At 68.6% G+C, this 20,913-nt stretch carries 17 protein-coding genes; all 17 read left to right on the top strand.

What is annotated here, in order from left to right; all coding sequences use genetic code 11:
- Positions 1-143 precede the first annotated feature (143 nt).
- The 17 genes from ASF16_RS01335 (at position 144) to ASF16_RS01415 (ending at position 20,861) form a co-directional block, all read left to right on the top strand.
- On the top strand, positions 144-1,820 hold the full coding sequence (locus ASF16_RS01335) for an OFA family MFS transporter (protein ID WP_056161681.1): 1,677 nt from the start codon (positions 144-146) through the stop codon (positions 1,818-1,820).
- 142 nt (positions 1,821-1,962) lie between these two features.
- Complete coding sequence (locus tag ASF16_RS01340; RefSeq protein ID WP_056162527.1) at positions 1,963-4,299, top strand: FdhF/YdeP family oxidoreductase; 2,337 nt, start codon at positions 1,963-1,965, stop codon at positions 4,297-4,299.
- A gap of 16 nt (positions 4,300-4,315) precedes the next feature.
- The gene (locus ASF16_RS01345; protein ID WP_056161684.1) at positions 4,316-4,612 is read left to right on the top strand and encodes a hypothetical protein; all 297 of its coding nucleotides are present in this window, start codon (positions 4,316-4,318) and stop codon (positions 4,610-4,612) included.
- A gap of 11 nt (positions 4,613-4,623) precedes the next feature.
- Positions 4,624-5,553: a formate dehydrogenase accessory sulfurtransferase FdhD gene (fdhD, locus tag ASF16_RS01350; RefSeq protein ID WP_056161686.1), complete on the top strand. Its 930-nt coding sequence runs from the start codon at positions 4,624-4,626 to the stop codon at positions 5,551-5,553.
- Between the two features lie 51 nt (positions 5,554-5,604).
- A complete protein-coding gene (locus ASF16_RS01355) occupies positions 5,605-6,153 on the top strand; it encodes a DUF3305 domain-containing protein (protein ID WP_056161688.1) in 549 nt (182 codons plus the stop codon).
- Complete coding sequence (locus tag ASF16_RS01360) at positions 6,146-6,850, top strand: DUF3306 domain-containing protein (protein ID WP_056162531.1); 705 nt, start codon at positions 6,146-6,148, stop codon at positions 6,848-6,850. The genes ASF16_RS01355 and ASF16_RS01360 overlap by 8 nt, the downstream gene beginning before the upstream one ends.
- Positions 6,810-8,885, top strand: a complete 2,076-nt coding sequence (locus tag ASF16_RS01365) for a 4Fe-4S binding protein (RefSeq protein WP_056161689.1) — start codon at positions 6,810-6,812, stop codon at positions 8,883-8,885. Before ASF16_RS01360 ends, ASF16_RS01365 begins: the two co-directional genes overlap by 41 nt.
- A 14-nt stretch (positions 8,886-8,899) precedes the next feature.
- Positions 8,900-9,514 carry a molecular chaperone gene (locus tag ASF16_RS01370; protein ID WP_056161692.1) on the top strand — a complete coding sequence of 205 codons (615 nt, stop codon included), beginning with the start codon at positions 8,900-8,902 and terminating at the stop codon, positions 9,512-9,514.
- Between the two features lie 146 nt (positions 9,515-9,660).
- Positions 9,661-9,873, top strand: coding sequence for a hypothetical protein (locus ASF16_RS01375; protein WP_056161694.1), 213 nt, complete (start codon positions 9,661-9,663; stop codon positions 9,871-9,873).
- A 12-nt stretch (positions 9,874-9,885) separates the two neighbouring features.
- The gene (locus ASF16_RS01380) at positions 9,886-12,852 is read left to right on the top strand and encodes a formate dehydrogenase subunit alpha (protein ID WP_056161696.1); all 2,967 of its coding nucleotides are present in this window, start codon (positions 9,886-9,888) and stop codon (positions 12,850-12,852) included.
- Positions 12,853-12,877: 25 nt separating this feature from the next.
- Complete coding sequence (gene fdh3B, locus ASF16_RS01385; RefSeq protein WP_056161698.1) at positions 12,878-13,495, top strand: formate dehydrogenase FDH3 subunit beta; 618 nt, start codon at positions 12,878-12,880, stop codon at positions 13,493-13,495.
- The gene (locus ASF16_RS01390) at positions 13,492-13,737 is read left to right on the top strand and encodes a hypothetical protein (RefSeq protein ID WP_369817096.1); all 246 of its coding nucleotides are present in this window, start codon (positions 13,492-13,494) and stop codon (positions 13,735-13,737) included. The genes fdh3B and ASF16_RS01390 overlap by 4 nt, the downstream gene beginning before the upstream one ends.
- 8 nt (positions 13,738-13,745) lie before the next feature.
- Entirely contained in the window at positions 13,746-14,963 is a 1,218-nt protein-coding gene (locus ASF16_RS01395; RefSeq protein ID WP_056161700.1) for a formate dehydrogenase subunit gamma, read from the top strand.
- A gap of 20 nt (positions 14,964-14,983) precedes the next feature.
- A complete protein-coding gene (locus ASF16_RS01400) occupies positions 14,984-15,376 on the top strand; it encodes a hypothetical protein (RefSeq protein WP_156371833.1) in 393 nt (130 codons plus the stop codon).
- A gap of 169 nt (positions 15,377-15,545) precedes the next feature.
- Complete coding sequence (locus ASF16_RS01405; protein WP_056161702.1) at positions 15,546-16,502, top strand: formate dehydrogenase accessory sulfurtransferase FdhD; 957 nt, start codon at positions 15,546-15,548, stop codon at positions 16,500-16,502.
- A 138-nt stretch (positions 16,503-16,640) separates the two neighbouring features.
- Entirely contained in the window at positions 16,641-18,245 is a 1,605-nt protein-coding gene (locus ASF16_RS01410) for a C13 family peptidase (protein WP_056161703.1), read from the top strand.
- Between the two features lie 96 nt (positions 18,246-18,341).
- On the top strand, positions 18,342-20,861 hold the full coding sequence (locus ASF16_RS01415; RefSeq protein WP_056161705.1) for an ABC transporter permease: 2,520 nt from the start codon (positions 18,342-18,344) through the stop codon (positions 20,859-20,861).
- Positions 20,862-20,913: the final 52 nt, after the last annotated feature.

Below are 20,913 nucleotides of genomic sequence, written 5' to 3' on the forward strand. Positions count from 1 at the left end.
ATTGTTGAATCGCAGCATGTGCCGATTCAATTTGACGCTAGGGCGCTCCTGTCCGGACACTCCGCCCCGCGCAATTGACTTGCGTCAAGAAAAACTGGTGCACACGCTGCAGCGCCTGCACGACATCACAGGAGAGAGAACCTATGAACGCATCCACAGCGGGCTCGGCCGCCTTGCCCGGGGCCCACGCGTCTCACGGCTTCCTGGACAAGGAGCGCATCATCGCCGCGCCCGGCTTCAACCGGTGGCTGGTGCCGCCGGCAGCGCTTGCGATCCACCTGTGCATCGGCATGGCCTATGGCTTCTCGGTGTTCTGGCTGCCGCTGTCCAAGGCTCTCTCCACGGCCGGCACGGGCTCGGCCTGCGCCAAGGACATGAGCTTCTTCGCCGAGCTGTTCGCATCGGGCTGCGACTGGCGCGTGGCCACGCTGGGGTGGATGTACACCCTGTTCTTCGTCTTCCTGGGCTGCTCTGCCGCCATCTGGGGCGGATGGCTGGAACGTGCCGGCCCGCGCAAGGCCGGCGTGGTCTCGGCCGTGTGCTGGTGCGGCGGCATGCTGCTGTCGGCGCTGGGCATTCACCTGCACCAGTTCTGGCTCATGATCCTGGGCTCGGGCGTGATCGGGGGTATCGGGCTGGGGCTTGGCTACATCTCCCCCGTGTCCACCCTGATCAAGTGGTTCCCTGACCGGCGCGGCATGGCCACCGGCATGGCCATCATGGGCTTTGGCGGCGGCGCGATGATCGGCTCGCCCCTGGCCGTGGACCTGATGAAGCACTTCTCGAGCCCCACCGACGTGGGCGTGATGCAGACCTTTGTGGTCATGGCGCTGGTGTACTTCGTGTTCATGATGGCCGGTGCCCTGGGCTACCGCGTGCCGCCCACGGGCTGGAAGCCCGCCGGCTGGACCCCGCCACCCCCCTCGGCCAACGCCATGATCACCCAGCGCCACGTGCACGTGAAGCGCGTCTGGGGCATCCCGCAGTTCTGGCTCATCTGGGTCGTGCTGTGCATGAACGTGAGCGCCGGCATCGGCGTGATCGGCATGGCCTCGCCCATGCTGCAGGAAGTCTTCGGCGGCGGCCTGATCGGTGTGCAGCAGAAGTTCGGCGAACTCGACAAGGCCCAGCTGGCCGCCATTGCGGCGGTGGCGGGCGGCTTCACGGCGCTGCTGTCGCTGTTCAACATCGGCGGCCGCTTCTTCTGGGCCAGCCTGTCCGACAAGTTCGGCCGCAAGATGACCTACGTGATCTTCTTCGTGCTCGGCGGCCTGATGTACGCGAGCATCCCCAGCTCTGCAGGCGCGGGCAGCAAGCTCCTGTTCGTGGGCGCCTTCTGCGTGATCCTGTCGATGTACGGCGGCGGCTTCGCCACGGTGCCGGCCTACCTGGCCGACCTGTTCGGCACGCAGTTCGTGGGCGCCATCCACGGCCGCCTGCTCACGGCCTGGGCCACGGCCGGCATTCTCGGCCCCGTGGTGGTCAACTACATGCGCGAATACCAACTGGGCCTGGGCCTGCCGCGCGAACAGGTGTACAACCAGACCATGTACATCCTGGTGGGCATGCTGGTGATCGGCCTCATCGCCAACCTGATGGTGCGTCCGCTGGCCGACAAGTGGTTCATGAGCGACGAGGAACTGGCGCACGAGAAGAAGCTGGCCCACGAAAAGAGCGTGGCGGCCGAAGTGGGCGGCGGCCCCGGCAGCGGCGGCACGACCAGCCCTGCGCTGGTGGCCTTCGCGTGGCTGGCAGTGGGTGTGCCGCTCGTCTGGGGCATCTACAAGACGCTGGTGAGCGCCGCCAAGTTCTTCCAGTGACGAAGGCGCAGGCCGCCGCCATGGCGCCTTCGCTGATGCACGGGGCCGCAGCCGCCCTGTGCGCGCCCCTTGCGGGGCAGGGGCCGGGAACGCCGCGGGCGTGGCACAGTCCAAGCCGTGGCGCACCGTCCAGGAGACCATGATGAAGCAAGAAAAAATCGAGTTCTACAAAGGCCCCGCCGGCGGATGGGGCGCGCTCAACAGCGTCAAGAACGCGCTGCTGCGCCAGGACATTCCGTTGAAGGGCGCCAAGACGCTGCTCTCGGCCAACCAGCCCGACGGCTTCGACTGCCCGGGCTGCGCCTGGCCCGACCGCAACCATGCGTCCACCTTCGAATTCTGCGAGAACGGCGTCAAGGCCGTCGCGGCCGAGGCCACCGCCCGCCGCGCCGGACCCGGCCTGTTCGCCCAGTACACCGTGGCCGAGCTGGCCGAGCAGAGCGATTTCTGGCTCGAAGACCAGGGCCGGCTCACGCAGCCCATGGCCTACCACGCGCCCAGCGACCAGTACCGCCCGATCTCCTGGGACGATGCGTTCACGCTGATCGCGCGCCACCTGAACGCGCTGCCCGACCCCAACCAGGCCATCTTCTATACCTCGGGCCGGGCCAGCAACGAGGCCGCCTTCCTGTACCAGCTGTTCGTGCGCCAGTTCGGCACCAACAACTTTCCCGACTGCTCGAACATGTGCCACGAGCCCAGCGGCAGCGGCATGCGCCCGCAGATCGGCGTGGGCAAGGGCACGGTGACCCTGCACGACTTCGAGTGCGCCGACGCGATCTTCATCTTCGGCCAGAACCCCGGCACCAACCACCCGCGCATGCTCGGCGAGCTGCGCGAGGCGCACAAGCGCGGCGCGCGCATCGTGAGCTTCAACCCCCTGCGCGAGCGCGGGCTGGAGCGCTTTGCCGACCCGCAGGACAAGCTGGAGATGGCCACGATGGGCTCCACGCCCATCAGCACCCACTACTTCCAGCTGCGCGTGGGCGGCGACCTGCCGGCGGTCAAGGGCATGATGAAGCATGTGCTGGAGCAGGAGGACGCACGCGGCGGCGTGCTCGACCACGCCTTCATCGCCGAGCACACCACCGGCTTTGCAGCCATGGCGGACGACCTGCGCACCGAATGCTGGGAACTGCTGGAGCAGGAGTCGGGCCTGACCGAGGCGCAGATGCGCTCCGCGGCCGACATCTACATCGGCGCCAAGAGCGTGATCGCCTGCTGGGGCATGGGCATCACGCAGCACAAGTACGCGGTGGCCACCATCCAGGCCATCGTCAGCCTGCTCATGATGCGCGGCAACATCGGCCGCGAGGGCGCGGGCCCGTGCCCGGTGCGCGGCCACAGCAACGTGCAGGGCGACCGCACCATGGGCATCTGGGAAAAGCCCCCGGCCGCCTTGCTGGACAAGCTGCGCGACGTGTTCGGCTTCGAGCCGCCGCGCGAGAACGGCGTGGACACGGTGGAGGCCATCCGCCAGATGCTGGACGGCAAGGGCAAGGTGTTCTTCGCCCTGGGCGGCAACTTCGCATCCGCCACGCCGGACACCTACGAGACCTGGAAGGCCCTGCAGCGCTGCGACCTCACGGTGCACGTGACCACCAAGCTCAACCGCAGCCACATCGTGCATGGCAAGGAGGCGCTGATCCTGCCATGCCTGGGCCGCACCGAGATCGACATGCAGGCCACCGGCCCGCAGGGCGTGACGGTGGAAGACTCGATGAGCATGGTGCACATCTCGGTGGGCATCAACCCGCCCGCGTCCGAGCACCTGCTGTCAGAGCCCGCCATCGTCGCGCGGCTTGCCGCCGCCACGCTGGGCGCGCGCAGCAACGTGCCCTGGCTGTGGCTGGTGGAAGACTATGCGCGCATCCGAGACCAGATCGAAAAGGTGTTCCCCGACTTCAAGGACTTCAACCAGCGCGTGGCCGTGCCCGGCGGGTTCCGCCTGCGCAACACGGCCAGCGAGCGCGTGTGGGCCACGGCATCGGGCAAGGCCAGCTTCCATGCCCATGCCGTGCCGCGCGATACGCCCACGCACATCGCGCGCGAACGCTACAAGGATGCGGTGGTCTTCACGCTGCTGACCACGCGCTCGCACGACCAGTACAACACCACCATCTACGGCATGGACGACCGCTACCGCGGCGTCTACGGCCAGCGCCGCGTGGTATTCATCAACGACAAGGACATCCGCGCGCTGGGCATGCAGGACGGCGACTGGGTCGACATCCAGACCGTGTGGAGCGACGGCCAGGAGCGCCGGGCCGACCGCTTCAAGCTGGTGGCCTACGACATCCCGCGCGGCAACCTCGCGGCCTACTACCCCGAGACCAACCCCCTGGTGCCGCTGTCCGCAGTGGCGGACGCGGCGGGCACGCCCACCTCCAAGTCCATCCCCGTGCTGCTGGTGCCGCACAAGCCCGCCGGTGGTGCCGTGGCGGTGGACGAGGCCGGTGCGCAGGCCGTTGCCCCATGAGCGCGCCGGCCCTGCCATGACGGCCGCACACGATACCCTGGCAGCCTCCATCCTGCGGGCGCTGGAGGAGGATTCGCACGGCGGTGCCGACGCACCCTCTGGCATGTCGCTGCCCCGCCTGGGCAAGCGCCTGGGCCAGGGCGCGAGCGTACTGCTGCGCGAGCTGAGCCTCATGAGCGATGCGCCCGTGGGCGGGCAGCGCGGCCCCGGGTGGGTGCGTGTGGACCGGGTCGGCGAGCGCTGGGTGGCCTTCCTGACCGACGAGGGCCGGGCCGTGGCCCGTGAGCTGGCGGTGGCCGGAGATGCACCATGAACGGACAGGCGATGCAGGGGCTTGCGGTGCACGGCGACAACAACGAGGAGGACGCCGACGAGGAGGCCCTGGCCCGGGGCCTGCATGCCCTGGCCTCGCGCCCGGTGCGGGTGTATGGCGAGGCGGGTGCGCCCGGCGAAGGCACGCTGCGCCTGGACACGCTGGCCGAGGAGATTCCGGTGGCGCTGGTGTTCAACGGCGTATCGCACGCGGTCATGATGGCCACGCCCGAGCAACTCGACGACTTCGCACTGGGCTTTGCGCTCAGCGAAGGCATCCTCGACCACGCGCACGACGGCCGCAGCACCGCGCTGCGCTTGGCCGACCAGAGCGCCGCGCACCTGCCGGCGGGCGTGCCAGGGGTCGAGGTGCACATGGAGATATCTGCGCGCAGTTTCGAGCGCCTCAAGCAGCGGCGCCGCAGCATGGCAGGGCGCACGGGCTGCGGCGTCTGCGGCGTGGAAAGCTTTGCCGCCCTGGACCTGGAGCCCGCGCGGCTGCCCGCCCGCGACTGGGTGGAGCGCGTGGATCTGCACACGGTGCTCACGGCCTTTGCCGGGTTGAAGGCGCAGCAGCCGCACAACGCGCATTCGGGCTCGCTGCATGCTGCCGGCTGGGCCACGCTGGACGGGCAGCTGGCCCGTGTCTGCGAAGACGTGGGCCGGCACAACGCGCTGGACAAGCTCATCGGCTGGCTGGCGCGCAGCGGGCGGCTTGCGGAGCCGGGCTTCGTGGTGCTCAGCAGCCGGGGCAGCCACGAACTGGTGCGCAAGTGCGCGCGCGTGGGACTGGCGGCGCTGGCCACCATCTCGGCCCCCACCGCGACCGGCGTGCAGGTGGCCGAGCTGGCCGGGCTGCGCCTGTGGGGGCTGTGCCGCGCGCCGCGCGCGGTGCTGTATGCACCGGGAGCGCAGGCCTCGCACGCCTCCCCCGGGGGCTGAAACGCAGGGGCATTGCTCGCCGTGTCTGCGGGCTGGCAGTACAGTCGGGCCATGTCTTTGCGCCCCACCCTCGAAGTCGCCGTCATCATGCGCCGTGAGCGCCTGGACAACCGCTGGCAGCCCTGGCGCTGGACGCTGGACGACGTGGTGCCCGGCGAAGCGGCCTTTGGCGATGTGCCGCGCCTGCTGCGCGAAGATGCGGACGAAACCCGCTGGCTGTTCCCGGGCTTTGCCGTCGAACTTTTCAAGGACGACGGCGAGGGCTACCACCTGAACCTTACCAGCCCGGCACCGTGCTGGTTCGTGCTGTGGCGCATGGACGAAAGCGGCGCCGAGGAAGGCCGGCTGGCACGCCCGGTGGCGGTGAGCCTGAGCTACCACGACGCCGGCCGCTGGCTCGATGCGCAGGAGGCGGTCGAGCAGGTGCCCGCACCGCCCGCCGTGCTGCAGGCGCTGCAGGCCTTCGTGGACGAGCACTACGTGCCCGAGCCCAAGCGCCGACGCAGGCCCGACAGCTTCCAGCCGCTGACCGACCGCTTCGGCAACCCTGCCTCCGTGTCCACCGACAAGCGCCGTGGCGGTGGGGGTCACGGTGGCTGACGGCTTCCTCACGCGTTGGTCGCGCCGCAAGCAGGATGTGGCGGCGGGCAAGCCCGTGGAGGAGCCCGCACCGCAAGCGCCGCCGCCGGCTGCGGCGCAGGCCGAGCCTGGCGCGAAGGCACCGGCTGGCGTACCCCAGGCACCGACCGAACCAGCGACCCCGCAGCAGCCCCCCGCGCCCACGCTGGCCGATGCCCAAGCCCTCACGCCCGAGTCTGACTTCAAGCCCTTCGTGCAGCGCGCGGTCTCGCCCGATGTGCGCAACCTGGCGATGAAGAAGCTGTTTACCGACCCGCACTTCAACGTGATGGACGGCCTGGATATCTATATCGGCGACTACACCCAGCCCGACCCTTTGCCCGAGGGCATGCTGCGGCAGATGGCCAGCGCCCATGCCATGGGCTTCTTCGACCATGAAAAGCCCTTGCCGGATGCGGAGGGCGATGCGGAAAAGCCCCCGGGTCCCGCTCAGCATCGGGATGATGCGGAGGCGCAAGAGGCCGCGGGCGTGGCACAGTCGGGGGTATGCACCGCTGTTCCTAGCGAGTCCTCCAGCGAGCCCGGCGCGCCCGTGCTGTCCCCCACCGGGGCAGCCGACGCACCAGCCAGCCAACCCGACCATGACCACGACGCTCATCTGCGACTGCAACCAGACGATGCCACTCGACGCGAAAGCGTTGGGCGCGGCACTGCATGACGACCAGGGCCTGACCCTTCACTCCACGCTGTGCCGGCGCGAAGCCGGCGCTTTCCAGCAGGCCATCAAGACCGGCCAGGACGTGGTGGTGGCCTGCACGCAAGAGCAGCGCCTGTTCGCCGAGCTGGGCCAGCAGACCGAGGGCGCCATCTCCCCCATCCGCTTCGTCAACATCCGCGAGACCGGCGGCTGGAGCCGCGATGCGGACCGCGCCACCCCCAAGATCGCGGCGCTGCTGGCTGCGGCGCAGTTGCCCGAGCCCGAACCGGTGCCCACGGTCACCTTCAAGAGCACCGGTCGCCTCTTGATCATCGGCGCGCTCGATGTGGCCGAACGCGCTGCGGCCATGGTGTCCGATGTGCTGGAGGTGACGGTGTTCACCCAGGGCCCGGGCGCTGCGGGGGGCGCGCAGGCACGGCGCTTTCCGGTGCTGGGCGGGCGTATCACGGGCCTCACGGGCTGGCTGGGCGCGTTCGATCTGCAATGGTCGGCCGACAACCCCATCGACCTGGACCTGTGCACCCGCTGCAACGCCTGCGTGGCTGCGTGCCCCGAAGATGCCATCGGCCTCGACTACCAAGTCGACCTGACCGCCTGCCAGTCGCACCGCGCGTGCGTGAAGGTCTGCCAGGTGGCGGGCGCCATCGACTTCAGCCGCGAGGCGGCCCCGCACACCGAGCGCTTCGACCTGGTGCTCGACCTGCGCGCCGCTACAGCCACGCCCACCTTTGTGCAGCACGCGTTGCCGCAGGGGTACTTTCGCTGGGATGGCCGCGACATCGCCACGCTGCTGCGCCTGCGCGAGCTGGTGGGCGAGTTTGAAAAGCCCAAGTTCTTTGTCTACAAACAAAAGCTGTGCGCCCACAGCCGCAATGAAACCGTGGGCTGCAACGCCTGCGTGGACATCTGCTCGGCCGAGGCCATTGCGAGTGACAAGAGCCGCCAGCAAATCAAGGTGAACCCGAACCTCTGCGTGGGCTGCGGTGCCTGCACCACGGTGTGCCCCACGGGCGCGTTGACCTATGCCTACCCCAGTGCCACGGACCAGGGCCTGAAGCTCAAGACGCTGCTGTCCACCTATGCCGCAGCCGGTGGCAAAGACGCCGTGGTGCTGCTGCACAGCCAGGAGCGCGGCCAGGCGCTGGTGGAGGAACTGGGCCGCGCGGCGCAGCTCAAGGTGGCGCACGGCGTGCCGGCGCGGGTGATTCCGGTGGCGGTGTGGCACACGGCCAGCCTGGGCGTGGACCTGTGGCTGAGCGCCATCGCCTACGGCGCATCGCAGGTGACGGTGCTGGTGACCGATGAAGAAGCCCCGCAGTACCTCGAAGGCCTGCAGGCGCAGATGGATGTGGCGCAGGCCATCCTGCGCGGGCTGGGCTACACGGGCAGTCACCTGCAACTGGTGCGGGCCACGCATCCCACGGCGCTGGACGCCGCGCTGCAGGCCCTGGGGCAGACCCGCCAGGCCACGCCCGCCGTGCCCGCACGGTTTGCGGTGGCGCAGGAAAAGCGCAGCACGTTGGAGATGGCGCTGGACCATCTCATCGAATACGCGCCAGCCCCGGCCACGGTGCGGCCCGACGCCATTGCGCTGCCGGCCGCGGGCTCGCCGCTGGGCAGCATCAACGTGAACAAAGACCGCTGCACGCTGTGCCTGAGCTGCGTGAGCGCGTGCCCCGCCAGCGCCCTGCAGGACAACCCGCAGATGCCGCAACTGCGCTTCATCGAAAAGAACTGCGTGCAGTGCGGCCTGTGCGCCACCACCTGCCCCGAAGACGCGATCACCCTGCAGCCGCGTCTGCTGCTCACGCCCGAGCGTGCGCAGCTGCGCGTGCTCAACGAAGCCAAGCCCTGGGCCTGCGTGCGCTGCAGCAAACCGTTCGGCACGGTCAAGGCCATCGAGGCCATGCTGGGCAAGCTCTCGGGCCACCCCATGTTCCAGGGCGAGGCGCTGGAGCGCTTGAAGATGTGCAGCGACTGCCGCGTGATCGACCTGTATTCCTCCCAAAGCGAAGCGAAAGTGACGGACCTGTGAGCGCCCAACCTTCAATGACCCCTGCCGGCAGCTCGGCGCTGGACGAGGAAACCGCGCGCGCCGAGCTCTATGGCCTGCTGTCGCAGCTGTACTACGCAGCGCCGGGCCCGGAGCTGCTGTCCGCCCTGCGCGTGGCGGTGACCGAGGCACCGGCCGCTGGCGGCTTTCTACAGGAGCCCTGGCAGCAGCTGGTGGGCGCAGCACGTGCGCTGGACGATGCAGCCATTGCTCTGGAGTTCGACCGCCTGTTCGGCGGCGTGGGCAAGCCCGAGGTCTACCTGTACGCATCGCACTACGTGAGCGGCTTCTTGAACGAAAAGCCCCTGGCCCGCCTGCGCACCGAACTGGCCCGCCTGGGCCTGGCGCGTGACGAGGCGGCGATGCCCGAGACCGAAGACCACATCGCCTACCTGTGCGAGGTCATGCGCTACCTGATTGCCGGCGACGACGTGGCCGTGTGCAACCTGGCGTCGCAGCGCGACTTTTTTGCCACGCACTTGCAGCCGTGGGTCGGGTCACTGTGCGATGCGCTGGCGGCGCATCCGCAAGCACGGTTCTATGCTGCAACAGCACATTTCACGCGCGCCTTCGTCAGTGTGGAGGCGCAGGGCTTCGACATGCTCGATTGAGCCGTCCGGCGCTTACACCATCTGCGCGCAGCGCTATAAAAGATGAGTAAGTTGGTGGGTGGTATTCACCGCGATTGCGGTGTTGCACCTAGTGACATAGACTGTATGAACAGCATTTCATAGCTGCAGCCATTCTGGAGACAAGCATGCAGAACAGCCAAACCCCACCTTCGCGCCGCAGCTTCTTTGCCGGCGCCGCCACCGTCGGCGCCGCAGCGGCTGCCGTGGTGGCCCTTCCGCAGCTGGCGACGTCTCCCGAAGCGGCCGTGTCCGAGCCCCCCCGCGTGGCACCGGAGAAGGGCGGCGGGTACCACCTTTCCGCTCATGTGAAGCAGTACTACAAGACCACCCAACTCTGACCGGGGCGCCCCATGTTGCTCACCAAGAAGTCGCCGCACGCCGCGCCGGGCGCCGCGCCTGCCTCTCCTTTTGTTCACAGCCTGCGCCGCGGTTTGTCGCAGGCCCTGCCCACCATGGACCGGCGCGCGTTCCTGCGGCGCTCCGGCCTGGGCGTCGGCGTCGGCATTGCCGCGTCGCAGCTCACGCTGGTCAAGAAGTCCAACGCCGCCGAAGGCGCCAAGGTGGGCCTGGGCGACAGCAAGATCGAAGTGCGCCGCACCGTGTGCACCCACTGCTCGGTGGGCTGTGCGGTCGATGCCGTGGTCGAGAACGGCGTGTGGGTGCGCCAGGAGCCGGTGTTCGACTCGCCCATCAACCTGGGCGCGCACTGTGCCAAGGGCGCTGCGCTGCGCGAGCACGGCCACGGCGAGTACCGCCTGCGCTACCCCATGAAGCTCGTGAACGGCAAGTACGAGCGCATCAGCTGGGACACCGCGCTCAACGAGATCACCGCCAAGATGCAGGAGCTGCGCAAGGCCAGCGGCCCTGACAGCGTGTACTTCGTCGGCTCGTCCAAGCACAACAACGAGCAGGCTTACTTGCTGCGCAAGTTCGTGAGCTTCTGGGGCACCAACAACTGCGACCACCAGGCGCGCATCTGCCACTCCACCACGGTGGCCGGCGTGGCCAACACCTGGGGTTATGGGGCCATGACCAATTCGTACAACGACATGCAAAACAGCAAGGTCGCGATGTACATCGGCTCCAACGCGGCAGAGGCCCACCCCGTGAGCATGCTGCACATGCTGCACGCCAAGGAAACCGGCTGCAAGATGATCGTGGTGGACCCGCGCTTCACCCGCACGGCGGCCAAGGCCGACGAGTACGTGCGCATCCGCTCTGGCACCGACATTCCCTTCCTCTTCGGCCTGCTGTACCACATCTTCAAGAACGGCTGGGAAGACAAGCAGTACATCAACGACCGCGTCTACGGCATGGACAAGGTGCGCGAGGAGATCCTCGCCAAGTGGACGCCCGACAAGGTGGAAGAGGCCTGCGGCGTGAAGGAGGCGCAGGTCTTCAAGGTGGCGAGCATGCTCAACGCCCACCGCCCCGGCACCGTGGTGTGGTGCATGGGCCAGACGCAGCACACCATCGGCAACGCCATCGTGCGGGCATCGTGCATCCTGCAGCTGGCGCTGGGCAACGTGGGCAAGACGGGCGGCGGCACCAACATCTTCCGCGGCCACGACAACGTGCAAGGCGCCACCGACGTGGGCCCCAACCCCGATTCGCTGCCCGGCTACTACGGCCTGGCCGAAGGCTCCTGGAAGCACTTCGCGGCCGTGTGGGGCGTGGACTACGAGTGGATCAAGGCCAAGTATTCATCGCCCGCGATGATGACCAAGAGTGGTATCACCGTGTCGCGCTGGATCGACGGCGTGCTGGAGAAGAACGAGCTCATCGACCAGGACTCCAACCTGCGCGGCGTGTTCTTCTGGGGCCATGCGCCCAACTCGCAGACGCGCGGTTTGGAAATGAAGCGCGCGATGGACAAGCTGGATTTGCTGGTGGTGGTGGACCCGTACCCCTCGGCCACCGCCGCCATGGCCGCCATGCCCGGCAAGGCCGAAGATTTGAACCCGAACCGCGCGGTGTACCTGCTGCCCGCGGCCACGCAGTTCGAGACCAGCGGCTCGTGCACCGCGTCCAACCGGTCGCTGCAGTGGCGCGAGAAGGTCATCGAGCCGCTGTGGGAGAGCCGCTCGGACCACATGATCATGCACCAGTTCGCCGAGAAGCTGGGCTTTGCCGCCGAGCTGTCCAAGAACTACAAGATGCAGAAGGTCAAGGGCATGGACGAGCCCGTGCCCGAGGACATCCTGCGCGAGATCAACAAGAGCGTGTGGACCATCGGCTACACCGGCCAGAGCCCCGAGCGGCTGAAGGCCCACATGAAGAACATGCACCTGTTCGACGTGAAGACCCTCAAGGCCAAGGGCGGCAAGGACAAGGACACGGGCTACGACTTCACCGGCGACTACTTCGGCCTGCCCTGGCCCTGCTACGGCACGCCCGAGCTCAAGCACCCGGGCTCGTCCAACCTGTACGACACCTCCAAGCATGTGATGGACGGCGGCGGCAACTTCCGCGCCAACTTCGGCGTGGAAAAGGACGGCGTGAACCTGCTGGCCGAGGACGGATCGTTCTCGCTGGGCAGCGAGATCACCACCGGCTACCCCGAGTTCGACCACGTGCTGCTCAAGAAGCTCGGCTGGTGGGACGACCTGTCGGACGCCGAAAAGGCCAAGGCCGAAGGCAAGAACTGGAAGACCGATCCCACCGGCGCGATCATCCGCGTGGCCATGAAGCACGGCTGCCACCCGTTCGGCAACGCCAAGGCGCGTGCCGTGGTGTGGAACTTCCCGGATGCGATACCGCAGCACCGCGAGCCGCTGTACGGCACCAAGCCCGAGCTGATGGCCAAGTACCCCACGCACGACGACAAGAAGGCCTTCTGGCGCATGCCCACGCTGTACAAGAGCGTGCAGGACAAGAACATCGCCGACAAGGTGCACGAGAAGTTCCCGCTCATCCTGAGTTCGGGCCGTCTGGTCGAGTACGAAGGCGGCGGCGAGGAAACCCGCTCCAACCCCTGGCTGGCCGAGCTGCAGCAGGAGTCGTTCGTCGAGATCAACCCGAAGACGGCGGCCGACCGCGGCATCCGCAACGGCGAGCGCGTGTGGCTGAGCTCGCCCACCGGTGCACGCCTGAACGTGCAGGCGCTGGTCACCGAGCGCGTGGCACCCGACACGGTGTGGATGCCGTTCCACTTCTCGGGGCGCTGGCAAGGCGCGGACATGCTGGCGTACTACCCCAAGGGCGCAGCGCCCATCGTGCGCGGCGAAGCGGTGAACACCGCCACCACCTATGGCTACGACAGCGTGACCATGATGCAAGAAACCAAGACCACGATCTGCAACGTGGAACGCGCCTGATCGCGCCGCGCAAGGAGACCTACCCATGGCACGAATGAAATTCATCTGCGACTCAGAGCGCTGCATCGAATGCAACGGCTGCGTCACGGCCTGCAAGAACGAGCACGAGGTGCCGTGGGGCGTGAACCGCCGCCGCGTGGTCACGCTCAATGACGGCGTGCCCGGCGAGAAATCCATCTCGGTGGCCTGCATGCACTGCAGCGATGCGCCCTGCATGGCCGTGTGCCCCGTCAACTGCTTCTACCGCACGGACGAAGGCGTGGTGCTGCATGACAAGGACGTGTGCATCGGCTGCGGCTACTGCAGCTATGCCTGCCCCTTTGGCGCACCGCAGTTCCCGTCCACCGGCACCTTCGGCGTGCGCGGCAAGATGGACAAGTGCACCTTCTGCGCCGGTGGCCCTGAAGAGCATGGCAGCCAGGCCGAGTTCGACAAGTACGGCCGCAACCGCCTGGCTGAGGGCAAGCTGCCCGCCTGCGCCGAAATGTGCTCCACCAAGGCCCTGCTGGCTGGCGATGGCGACGTGGTGGCGGACATCTTCCGCAACCGCGTGGTGCAGCGCGGCAAGGGCGCCGAAGTGTGGGGCTGGGGCACGGCCTACGGCTCGCAGCAGGCCGGCCAGCCTGCAGGGGGCAAGTCATGATCACGATGCAACGCACCTTGCTGGTCGCCTCCGCAGCCCTGGCCCTGGCGGCCCTGAGCGCCTGCGGCGAAAAGCCGCAGACCGGCGCCGGCATCCGCAGCGATGCCACACCCTACGCCGGCACCGGCAGCGCCTTCACGCAGCCGGGCTGGACGGCCGGTGACAAGGCGAGCTGGGAGGCGCAACTGAAGACGCGCCAGCAGTACGGTCAGAACGAGTACACGCGCATCACCGCGAAGTGAGGCCCGCCATGCAACACATCCTGTGGTCATTGGCGTTGGTGGTCGGTGTGGCCTGCGGCCCCGCGCTGGCGCAGGCCCCGGCCGCTGGCGATGCAGCCTCTGCGCCTGCGGCAGCAGTAGCGCCTGCGCCTGCCACCGTGGCCCCGGCCGCGGGCGGCATCCAGAGCCAGAACATCTTCGAGGTCAAGCCGGACGCGAGCGCCGACCCCAAATACCTGGAGCAGACCAACGGCGAACGCGCCAAGGTGCAGCCCGGCAACAACGCGCCCATGTGGCGCCAGGTGGGGCAGGGCGTGACCGGCACCAGCAGCCTGCCCGAGAGCCAGGCGCCCGAGGCCGGCAACCTGATCCAGCCCTTCGTGCAGTACCCCGGCTCGCGCGTGACCAACGCCGGCGAGGCCTGGCGGCAGGTGCGCAACCAGTGGATCATCCCGTACGGCGGCTCGCTGCTGCTCATCGTGGCCGGTGCGATTGCGCTGTTCTACTGGGGCAAGGGCGCGATCAAGGTGCACGGTGCAGAGACCGGCCGCAAGATTGAGCGCTTCACCCCGTTCGAGCGCTCGGCCCACTGGGCCAACGCGATTGCCTTCGTGGCCCTGGCGGTGTCGGGCATCGTGATGGCGTTCGGCAAGTTCTTCCTGCTGCCCATCATGGGGGCCACGCTGTTCGGCTGGCTGGCGTATGCACTCAAGAACATCCACAACTTCGCCGGCCCGCTGTTCGCGGTGTCCCTGGTCATCGTGTTCTTCACGTTCCTCAAGGACAACCTGCCGCGCCGCGAGGACATCACCTGGATCGCCAAGGGCGGCGGCATGCTCTCGGGGCAAGAGGTGCCTTCGCACCGCTTCAACGCGGGCGAGAAGATCGTGTTCTGGGCCGGCGTGCTGGGCCTGGGCGTGATCGTGGTGGCCTCGGGCCTGGTGCTGGACAAGCTGATCCCCGGGCTCATCTACGAGCGCGGCACCATGCAGATCGCGCACATGGTGCATGCCGTGGCCACGGTGGTGATGATGATGATGTTCATGGGCCACATCTACATGGGCACCATCGGCATGCAGGGCGCCTACAAGGCCATGAAGACCGGCTATGTGGACGACACCTGGGCCAGGGAGCATCACGAGCTCTGGTATGACGACATCGAGGCCGGCAAGATTCCCCGCCAGCGCAGCGCCGTGGACGGACCTGTCGAGGCGGCCGCTGCCGCAGGCAAGCCCGTCCAGGCATGACATGTGAGGCACACCCCACCATGAAGACTCCACACCCCCTCCGTACCCTGGCGCTGGCTTTGTGTGCCGCTGGTGCGTGCAGCCTAGCCGTGGCCAAGCTGCCCCCGCCGTCGCCCGAGGCCGCCGCCAAGGCTGCAGAAGCCGCTGCCAAGGCCGCCTGGGCCGGCAAGGTCGACAACTACAAGCTGTGCCTGTCGCAGGACAAGGTGGCGGCCCACTACCGCAAGACCACGCCGGATGCCAAGCCTGCGGTGGCCACCGGCGCCTCGTGCGCTGACCCCGGCCCGTTCGCCTACACGCCGCCAGAGGCCAAGCCCCTGGAGGCCGCAGGTGCGCATTCGCCACCGGGCACGGCCAGCAGCCCGCCCAACACGGCCACGCCCGCCGCCGCGGCATCGGCACCCAAGCCCTGACCGCCACCGGCTGGGTGCGCGGGGTGCGTGCCACTTCTGCGATGGGCCGCACAGAGACCGGCACTCCTCCAAATCTCTCGGCGCACCTCCTTTTCGCCCTTGGCCCCGCCCGGCGCAGGGCCAGGCTGAGCAGACGTCTGCATCCAGCACGCCTGCGTATAGTCCCTCCATGACATCCCGCACCGCAACGGATTCCACCGCCCAGCCCTTGCCGCGCCTGACGCAGGCCACGGCCCCGCTCACCCACAGTGTCGATGTGGTCAACGAACTGGGCGAGCGGGAGCAGGTCTCCATCCCTGCCGAGCGCCCGCTCACCGTGTATGTGGACAAGCGCGAACTGGTCACGCTGATGACCCTGGGCGCGCACCCCGAGCTGCTGGTGCTGGGCTATCTGCGCAACCAGCGCCTGGTCGAATCGGTATTCGACATCGAATCCATCACCGTCGACTGGGACGTGCACGCCGCCGCCGTGCGCACGCGCCACGGCATCGAGCGCATCGAAGAGCGGACGGCCAGCAAGGTGGTGACCACCGGCTGCGGGCAGGGCAGCGTGTTCGGTGGCTTGATGGACGAGGTGGACCGCATCGTGCTGCCCGAGGCGCGCCTCACCCAAGCCCAGCTGTACGGCATCGTCAACGCGATCCGCCTGAAGGAGTCCACGTACAAGTCCGCCGGCTCCGTGCACGGCTGTGCGCTGTTCCAGGGGGAGGAACTGCTCACTTTCGTGGAAGACGTGGGGCGCCACAACGCCATCGACACGATTGCAGGCTGGATGTGGATGAACGCGCAGCCGCCGCGGCCAGCGGATGAAGCCACGGCGCGAGGAGGGGCCATGCCCGAGCCCATGTCGGGCGCCGACAAGGTCTTCTACACCACCGGGCGCCTTACCAGCGAGATGGTCATCAAGTCGGCCCAGATGGGCGTGCCCATCGTGGTGTCGCGCAGCGGCATGACGCAGATGGGCCATGCGGTGGCGCAGCAGCTGGGCCTGTGCGCGATCGGGCGGGCGACCAACCGGCGTTTTGTCTGCTACAGCGGGGCGGACCGGCTGGTGCTGCAGCCGGAGCTGGCGCAGGCGCCCGCGGTGCTGCCTGGGGCAGCGGCTGCGCCGCAGACACGGCGATAGCGGTCGGATGCCGGGCCACCGCGACGGCAACGGCTACGGCTACGGCGGCCACCGGGAGCACTCAGGAGCACGCAGCGGCCACCGTCGAAGGGCCCGTCGCCGTGCAGGCACGTCATGCGCAGATGGCATGATGCGCGCATGAATGACCGTCACATCCATGGCACCTGGGACAACACCCTGCCCAGCCAATGGGGCCCTGTGCCCGGAGAGATCGAAGTCCCGCTGAGCGGCACGCCCACCGCGCCGGGAGCGCTTGTTGGCAACACACATGGCGAGCCTGCGGGCGCTGCCCGACTGTCGCTCTGGGACTGGGTCCGCGAAGGCTTGCGCGCCGGATTTTTCCTGGCGCCCCGTACCGGCGCTGCGGCTCCCACGCCCTGGCAACTGGTGGTGCTGGCGCTGGCCAGTGGCGCGCTGCTGGCGGCCGTCGCGCGCCTGGAGATCGTGGGCCCCGCGCAGTTCAACCTGCGCGGCTGGCTGATTCCGTACTGGACGACGCTGGCGCTGCTGTGGTTTGCCTGGTGGGCCATGGCCCCGGCGCTGCGGGAACAGGCGGCGGCACCAGGGGCCGCCAGCCCCGAACCTTCGGGCGGCCTGGCGGCATGGTTCGCACTCTCCACCTGGGCGCCCATGGTTCCCACACTGCTCACCTACGGGCTGTTGGGCTGGGCGGCACAAAGGCCGCAGACCTGGCAGGGGCAGATCGCCGGATGGGTGATGTGGGCGCTGTACATCCCGCTGTTCGCGTGGCTGTTGGCGGCGGTGGTCGTGGTCAGTGCACGTTTCATCCGCTCGCGCGTGCGCACGGCGGTCTTTGCCGCTGGGTTGGTGGGCCTGGCGGCCCTGGCCACGTGGCAGTTTCCCGACCGGCCCTGGGAGCTGGACGCCGAAGCCGTCGCCGCGGCCCGGGAGCCTGCTCCAGAGCCGGCACGCCTGCACCTGTCGCAGACGGTCTTCGAAGCCCAGCAGGCACTGTGGCCGCAGCAGGTACAAGCGCTGTTGCCCGAGCGCCCCGGCGTGGTGGATGTCTACGGCCTGGTGTTCGCCCCCTATGCCAGCGAAGAAGTCTTCCGCCGCGAGAGCACCATGGTCAGCACGCTGCTGAAGGAGCGCTTCGATGCCGACGGCCGTGTGCTGCATCTGCTCAACCATGCAGAAACCGCAGGCACCCACCTGTGGGCCACGCCGCAGAACCTGCAGCGCGCCATAGAGGCGCTGGCGGACCGCATGGACCGCGACAACGACGTGCTCATGGTCTACATGACATCGCACGGCGCGCGCAACCACGAATTGGCGGCGTCCCACTGGCCGCTGGAGGTGCCGCCCGTCACGCCCGAGATGCTGCGCGCCGCGCTGGACGACGCCGGCATCCGCCACCGCGTGATCGCCGTGTCGGCCTGCTTCTCGGGTGGCTGGATCGACCCGCTCGCCACTGACGGCACGCTCATCATGACGGCGGCCGATGCCACGCACACCTCGTACGGCTGCGGCAGGCTGTCCGAGCTCACGTTCTTCGGCCGGGCGGTGTTCAACGAGCAACTGCGCCAGACCCATTCGTTCACCGACGCCTTCGCCAAGGCCGTGCCGCTGATCCAGCAGCGCGAGGTCGAGGCCGGCAAGGCGGACGGCTTCTCCAACCCGCAGATCCGGGTGGGCGCGCAGATCGAACCTGTGCTCAAGGCGCTGGAGCAGCGGCTGGGCGCAGGAGAAGGCAGCGAGGCAGCCGCCACGGTGCGGCCCTGACCGCAGCGGGCCGGTCCGCTGCCCGCGCAGCGCCCGGCACCGCCCCAAACACCCCACGGGCTGACGGCCCGTTCGCTTTGCGATAAGGTCCGCGCCATGAACCTGTCTTTTCTGCGCCTGGGCTGGCGCACCCTGGCCCGTGACCTGCGTGCGGGCGAGCTGCGCCTGTTGATCGTTGCCGTCACCCTGGCGGTGGCCGCGCTCACCTCGGTGGGCTTCTTTGCCGACCGATTGCAGGGCGGCCTGCAGCGCGATGCCCTGCAACTGCTGGGCGGCGACGCGGTGGTGGCCAGCGACAACCCCACGCCCCAGGCCTTTGTGGACCAGGCCAAGGCGTTGGGCCTCCAATCCGTCACCACGCTCGGCTTTCCCACCATGGGCCGCGCCAGCGACGCCCAGGGAGGCGCCAGCAAGCTCGTGGCCTTGAAGAGCGTGCAGCCGGGCTATCCGCTGCGCGGCAGCCTGCGGGTGTCCGACGCCCCCGGCGCCATCGACCAGCCCACGCGGGACATCCCGGCCAAGGGCGAGGTATGGGTCGATGCTCCTTTGCTCGAATCGCTGAACCTGGCCATGGGCGACTTTCTGCTGCTGGGCGATACGCAACTACGCATCGCCCGCATCATCGTCATCGAGCCCGACCGGGGTGCCGGCTTCATGAGCTTTGCGCCGCGCGTGATGGTCAACGAAGGCGACCTGGCCACCACCGGCCTGGTGCAGCCCGCCAGCCGCCTGACCTACCGCTTTGCCGTCACCGGCCCGGCGCCTGCGATCAAGGCCTTCAACGACTGGTCTGTCGCAGAGCTCAAGAAGCCCGAGGTGCACGGCGTGCGTGTGGAGTCGCTGGAGAGCGGCCGCCCCGAAATGCGCCAGACGCTGGACCGCGCCCAAAAATTCCTGAGCCTCGTGGCCCTGCTGGCCGCGCTGCTGTCGGCCGTGGCCGTGGCCCTGGCGGCCCGCGGCTTTGCCGCGGAGCATCTGGACGCATCGGCCATGCTGCGCGTGCTGGGGCAAAGCCAGCGCACCATTGCGGGCGCCTACACCACCGAGTTCGCGCTGGTGGGCCTGTTCGCCAGCGCCCTGGGCGTGCTGCTGGGTTATGCGGTGCACCACGCCTTCGTGCTGCTGCTGGCGGGGCTGGTGGAATCCGCCTTGCCCGCGCCCAGCCTGTGGCCCGTGGCCTTCGGCCTGGGCATGGGGCTCACGCTGCTGTTCGCGTTCGGCCTGCCGCCGGTGCTGCAGCTGGCCCAGGTGCCACCGCTGCGGGTGATCCGGCGCGACGTGGGCGGGCTCAAGCCGGCATCCATGGCGGTGCTGGGCATCGGCATCGCGGGCTTTGCGGCGCTGCTGCTGACGGTGAGCAGCGACATCAAGCTGGGCCTGATCGCCGTGGGCGGCTTTGCGGGCGCGGTGCTCCTGTTCGCGGGCCTGGCCTGGGTGGCGGTCAAGCTGCTGCGCAGGAGCGTGAACGAGGCCACCGCCCCGCGCTGGCTGGTGCTGGCCACGCGGCAGATATCGGCACGCCCGGCCTACGCCGTGGTGCAGGTCAGCAGCCTGGCCGTGGGCCTGCTGGCCCTGGTGTTGCTGGTGCTGCTGCGCACCGACCTGGTGGACAGCTGGCGCAAGGCCACGCCGCCGGATGCGCCCAACCGCTTCGTGATCAACGTCATGCCCGACCAGGCCGACGCTTTTCAGCAGGCGCTCAAGGACAACAACGTCGCCAAGTACGACTGGTACCCGATGATCCGCGGGCGGCTGGTGGCGGTGAACGGCAAGGCCGTGGGCCCGGCCGACTACACCGACGACCGCGCCAAGCGCCTGGTGGACCGCGAGTTCAACCTCTCCAACGCCACCGAGGCACCGGCCCACAACCAGATCGTGGCCGGCCGGTGGACGGCGGGCGAGGAGGGCGCGATCAGCGTCGAAGAAGGCATTGCCGAGACCCTGGGCCTGAAGATGGGCGACCGCCTGCAGTTCGACATGGGCGGCGTGCTGAACGAAGCCCGCATCACCAGCCTGCGCAAGGTGGACTGGGGCTCGATGCGCGCCAACTTCTTCGTGATGTACCCGGTGGCGAGCGTGAAGGACGTGCCCGTCACGTACCTTGCCGCCTACCGCGCGCCCGAGGTGCAGGGGTTCGACAACGCGCTGGTGCGCCAATTCCCCAACATCACCAACGTGGACATGGCGGCCACCATCACCCAGGTGCAGCGCGTGCTGGACCAGGTGATCCGCGCGGTGGAGTTTTTGTTCGCCTTCACGCTGGCCGCTGGCCTGGTGGTGCTGTTTGCAGCCGTCACCGCCACGCGCGAAGAGCGTGCGCGCGAATACGCCATCATGCGCGCCGTGGGGGCGCGCGCCAGCCTGCTGCGGCAGGTGCAGCGCGCCGAGCTGGTGGGCGTGGGCCTGCTCGCGGGCTTTTTGGCCAGCACCGTGGCCGTGGGCGTGGGCTGGGCGCTGGCGCGCTTCGTGTTCGACTTCGCCTGGACCGCGTCGCCCTGGGTGCCGCTGGCGGGCGCCGTGGCGGGCGCCGTGCTGGCCTTGGCCGCTGGCTGGTGGGGCCTGCGCGAGGTGCTGCTGCGGCCGGTGGTGGACACGCTGCGCCGCGCGGCGGAGTGAGCGGCTGGCGTGTGCCCTCTGTGGGGTACCACCAGTGCTGCATCAGCCGGTT

The organism is Acidovorax sp. Leaf78 (assembly GCF_001422735.1).
In the GTDB taxonomy this organism is placed as follows: domain Bacteria; phylum Pseudomonadota; class Gammaproteobacteria; order Burkholderiales; family Burkholderiaceae_C; genus Acidovorax.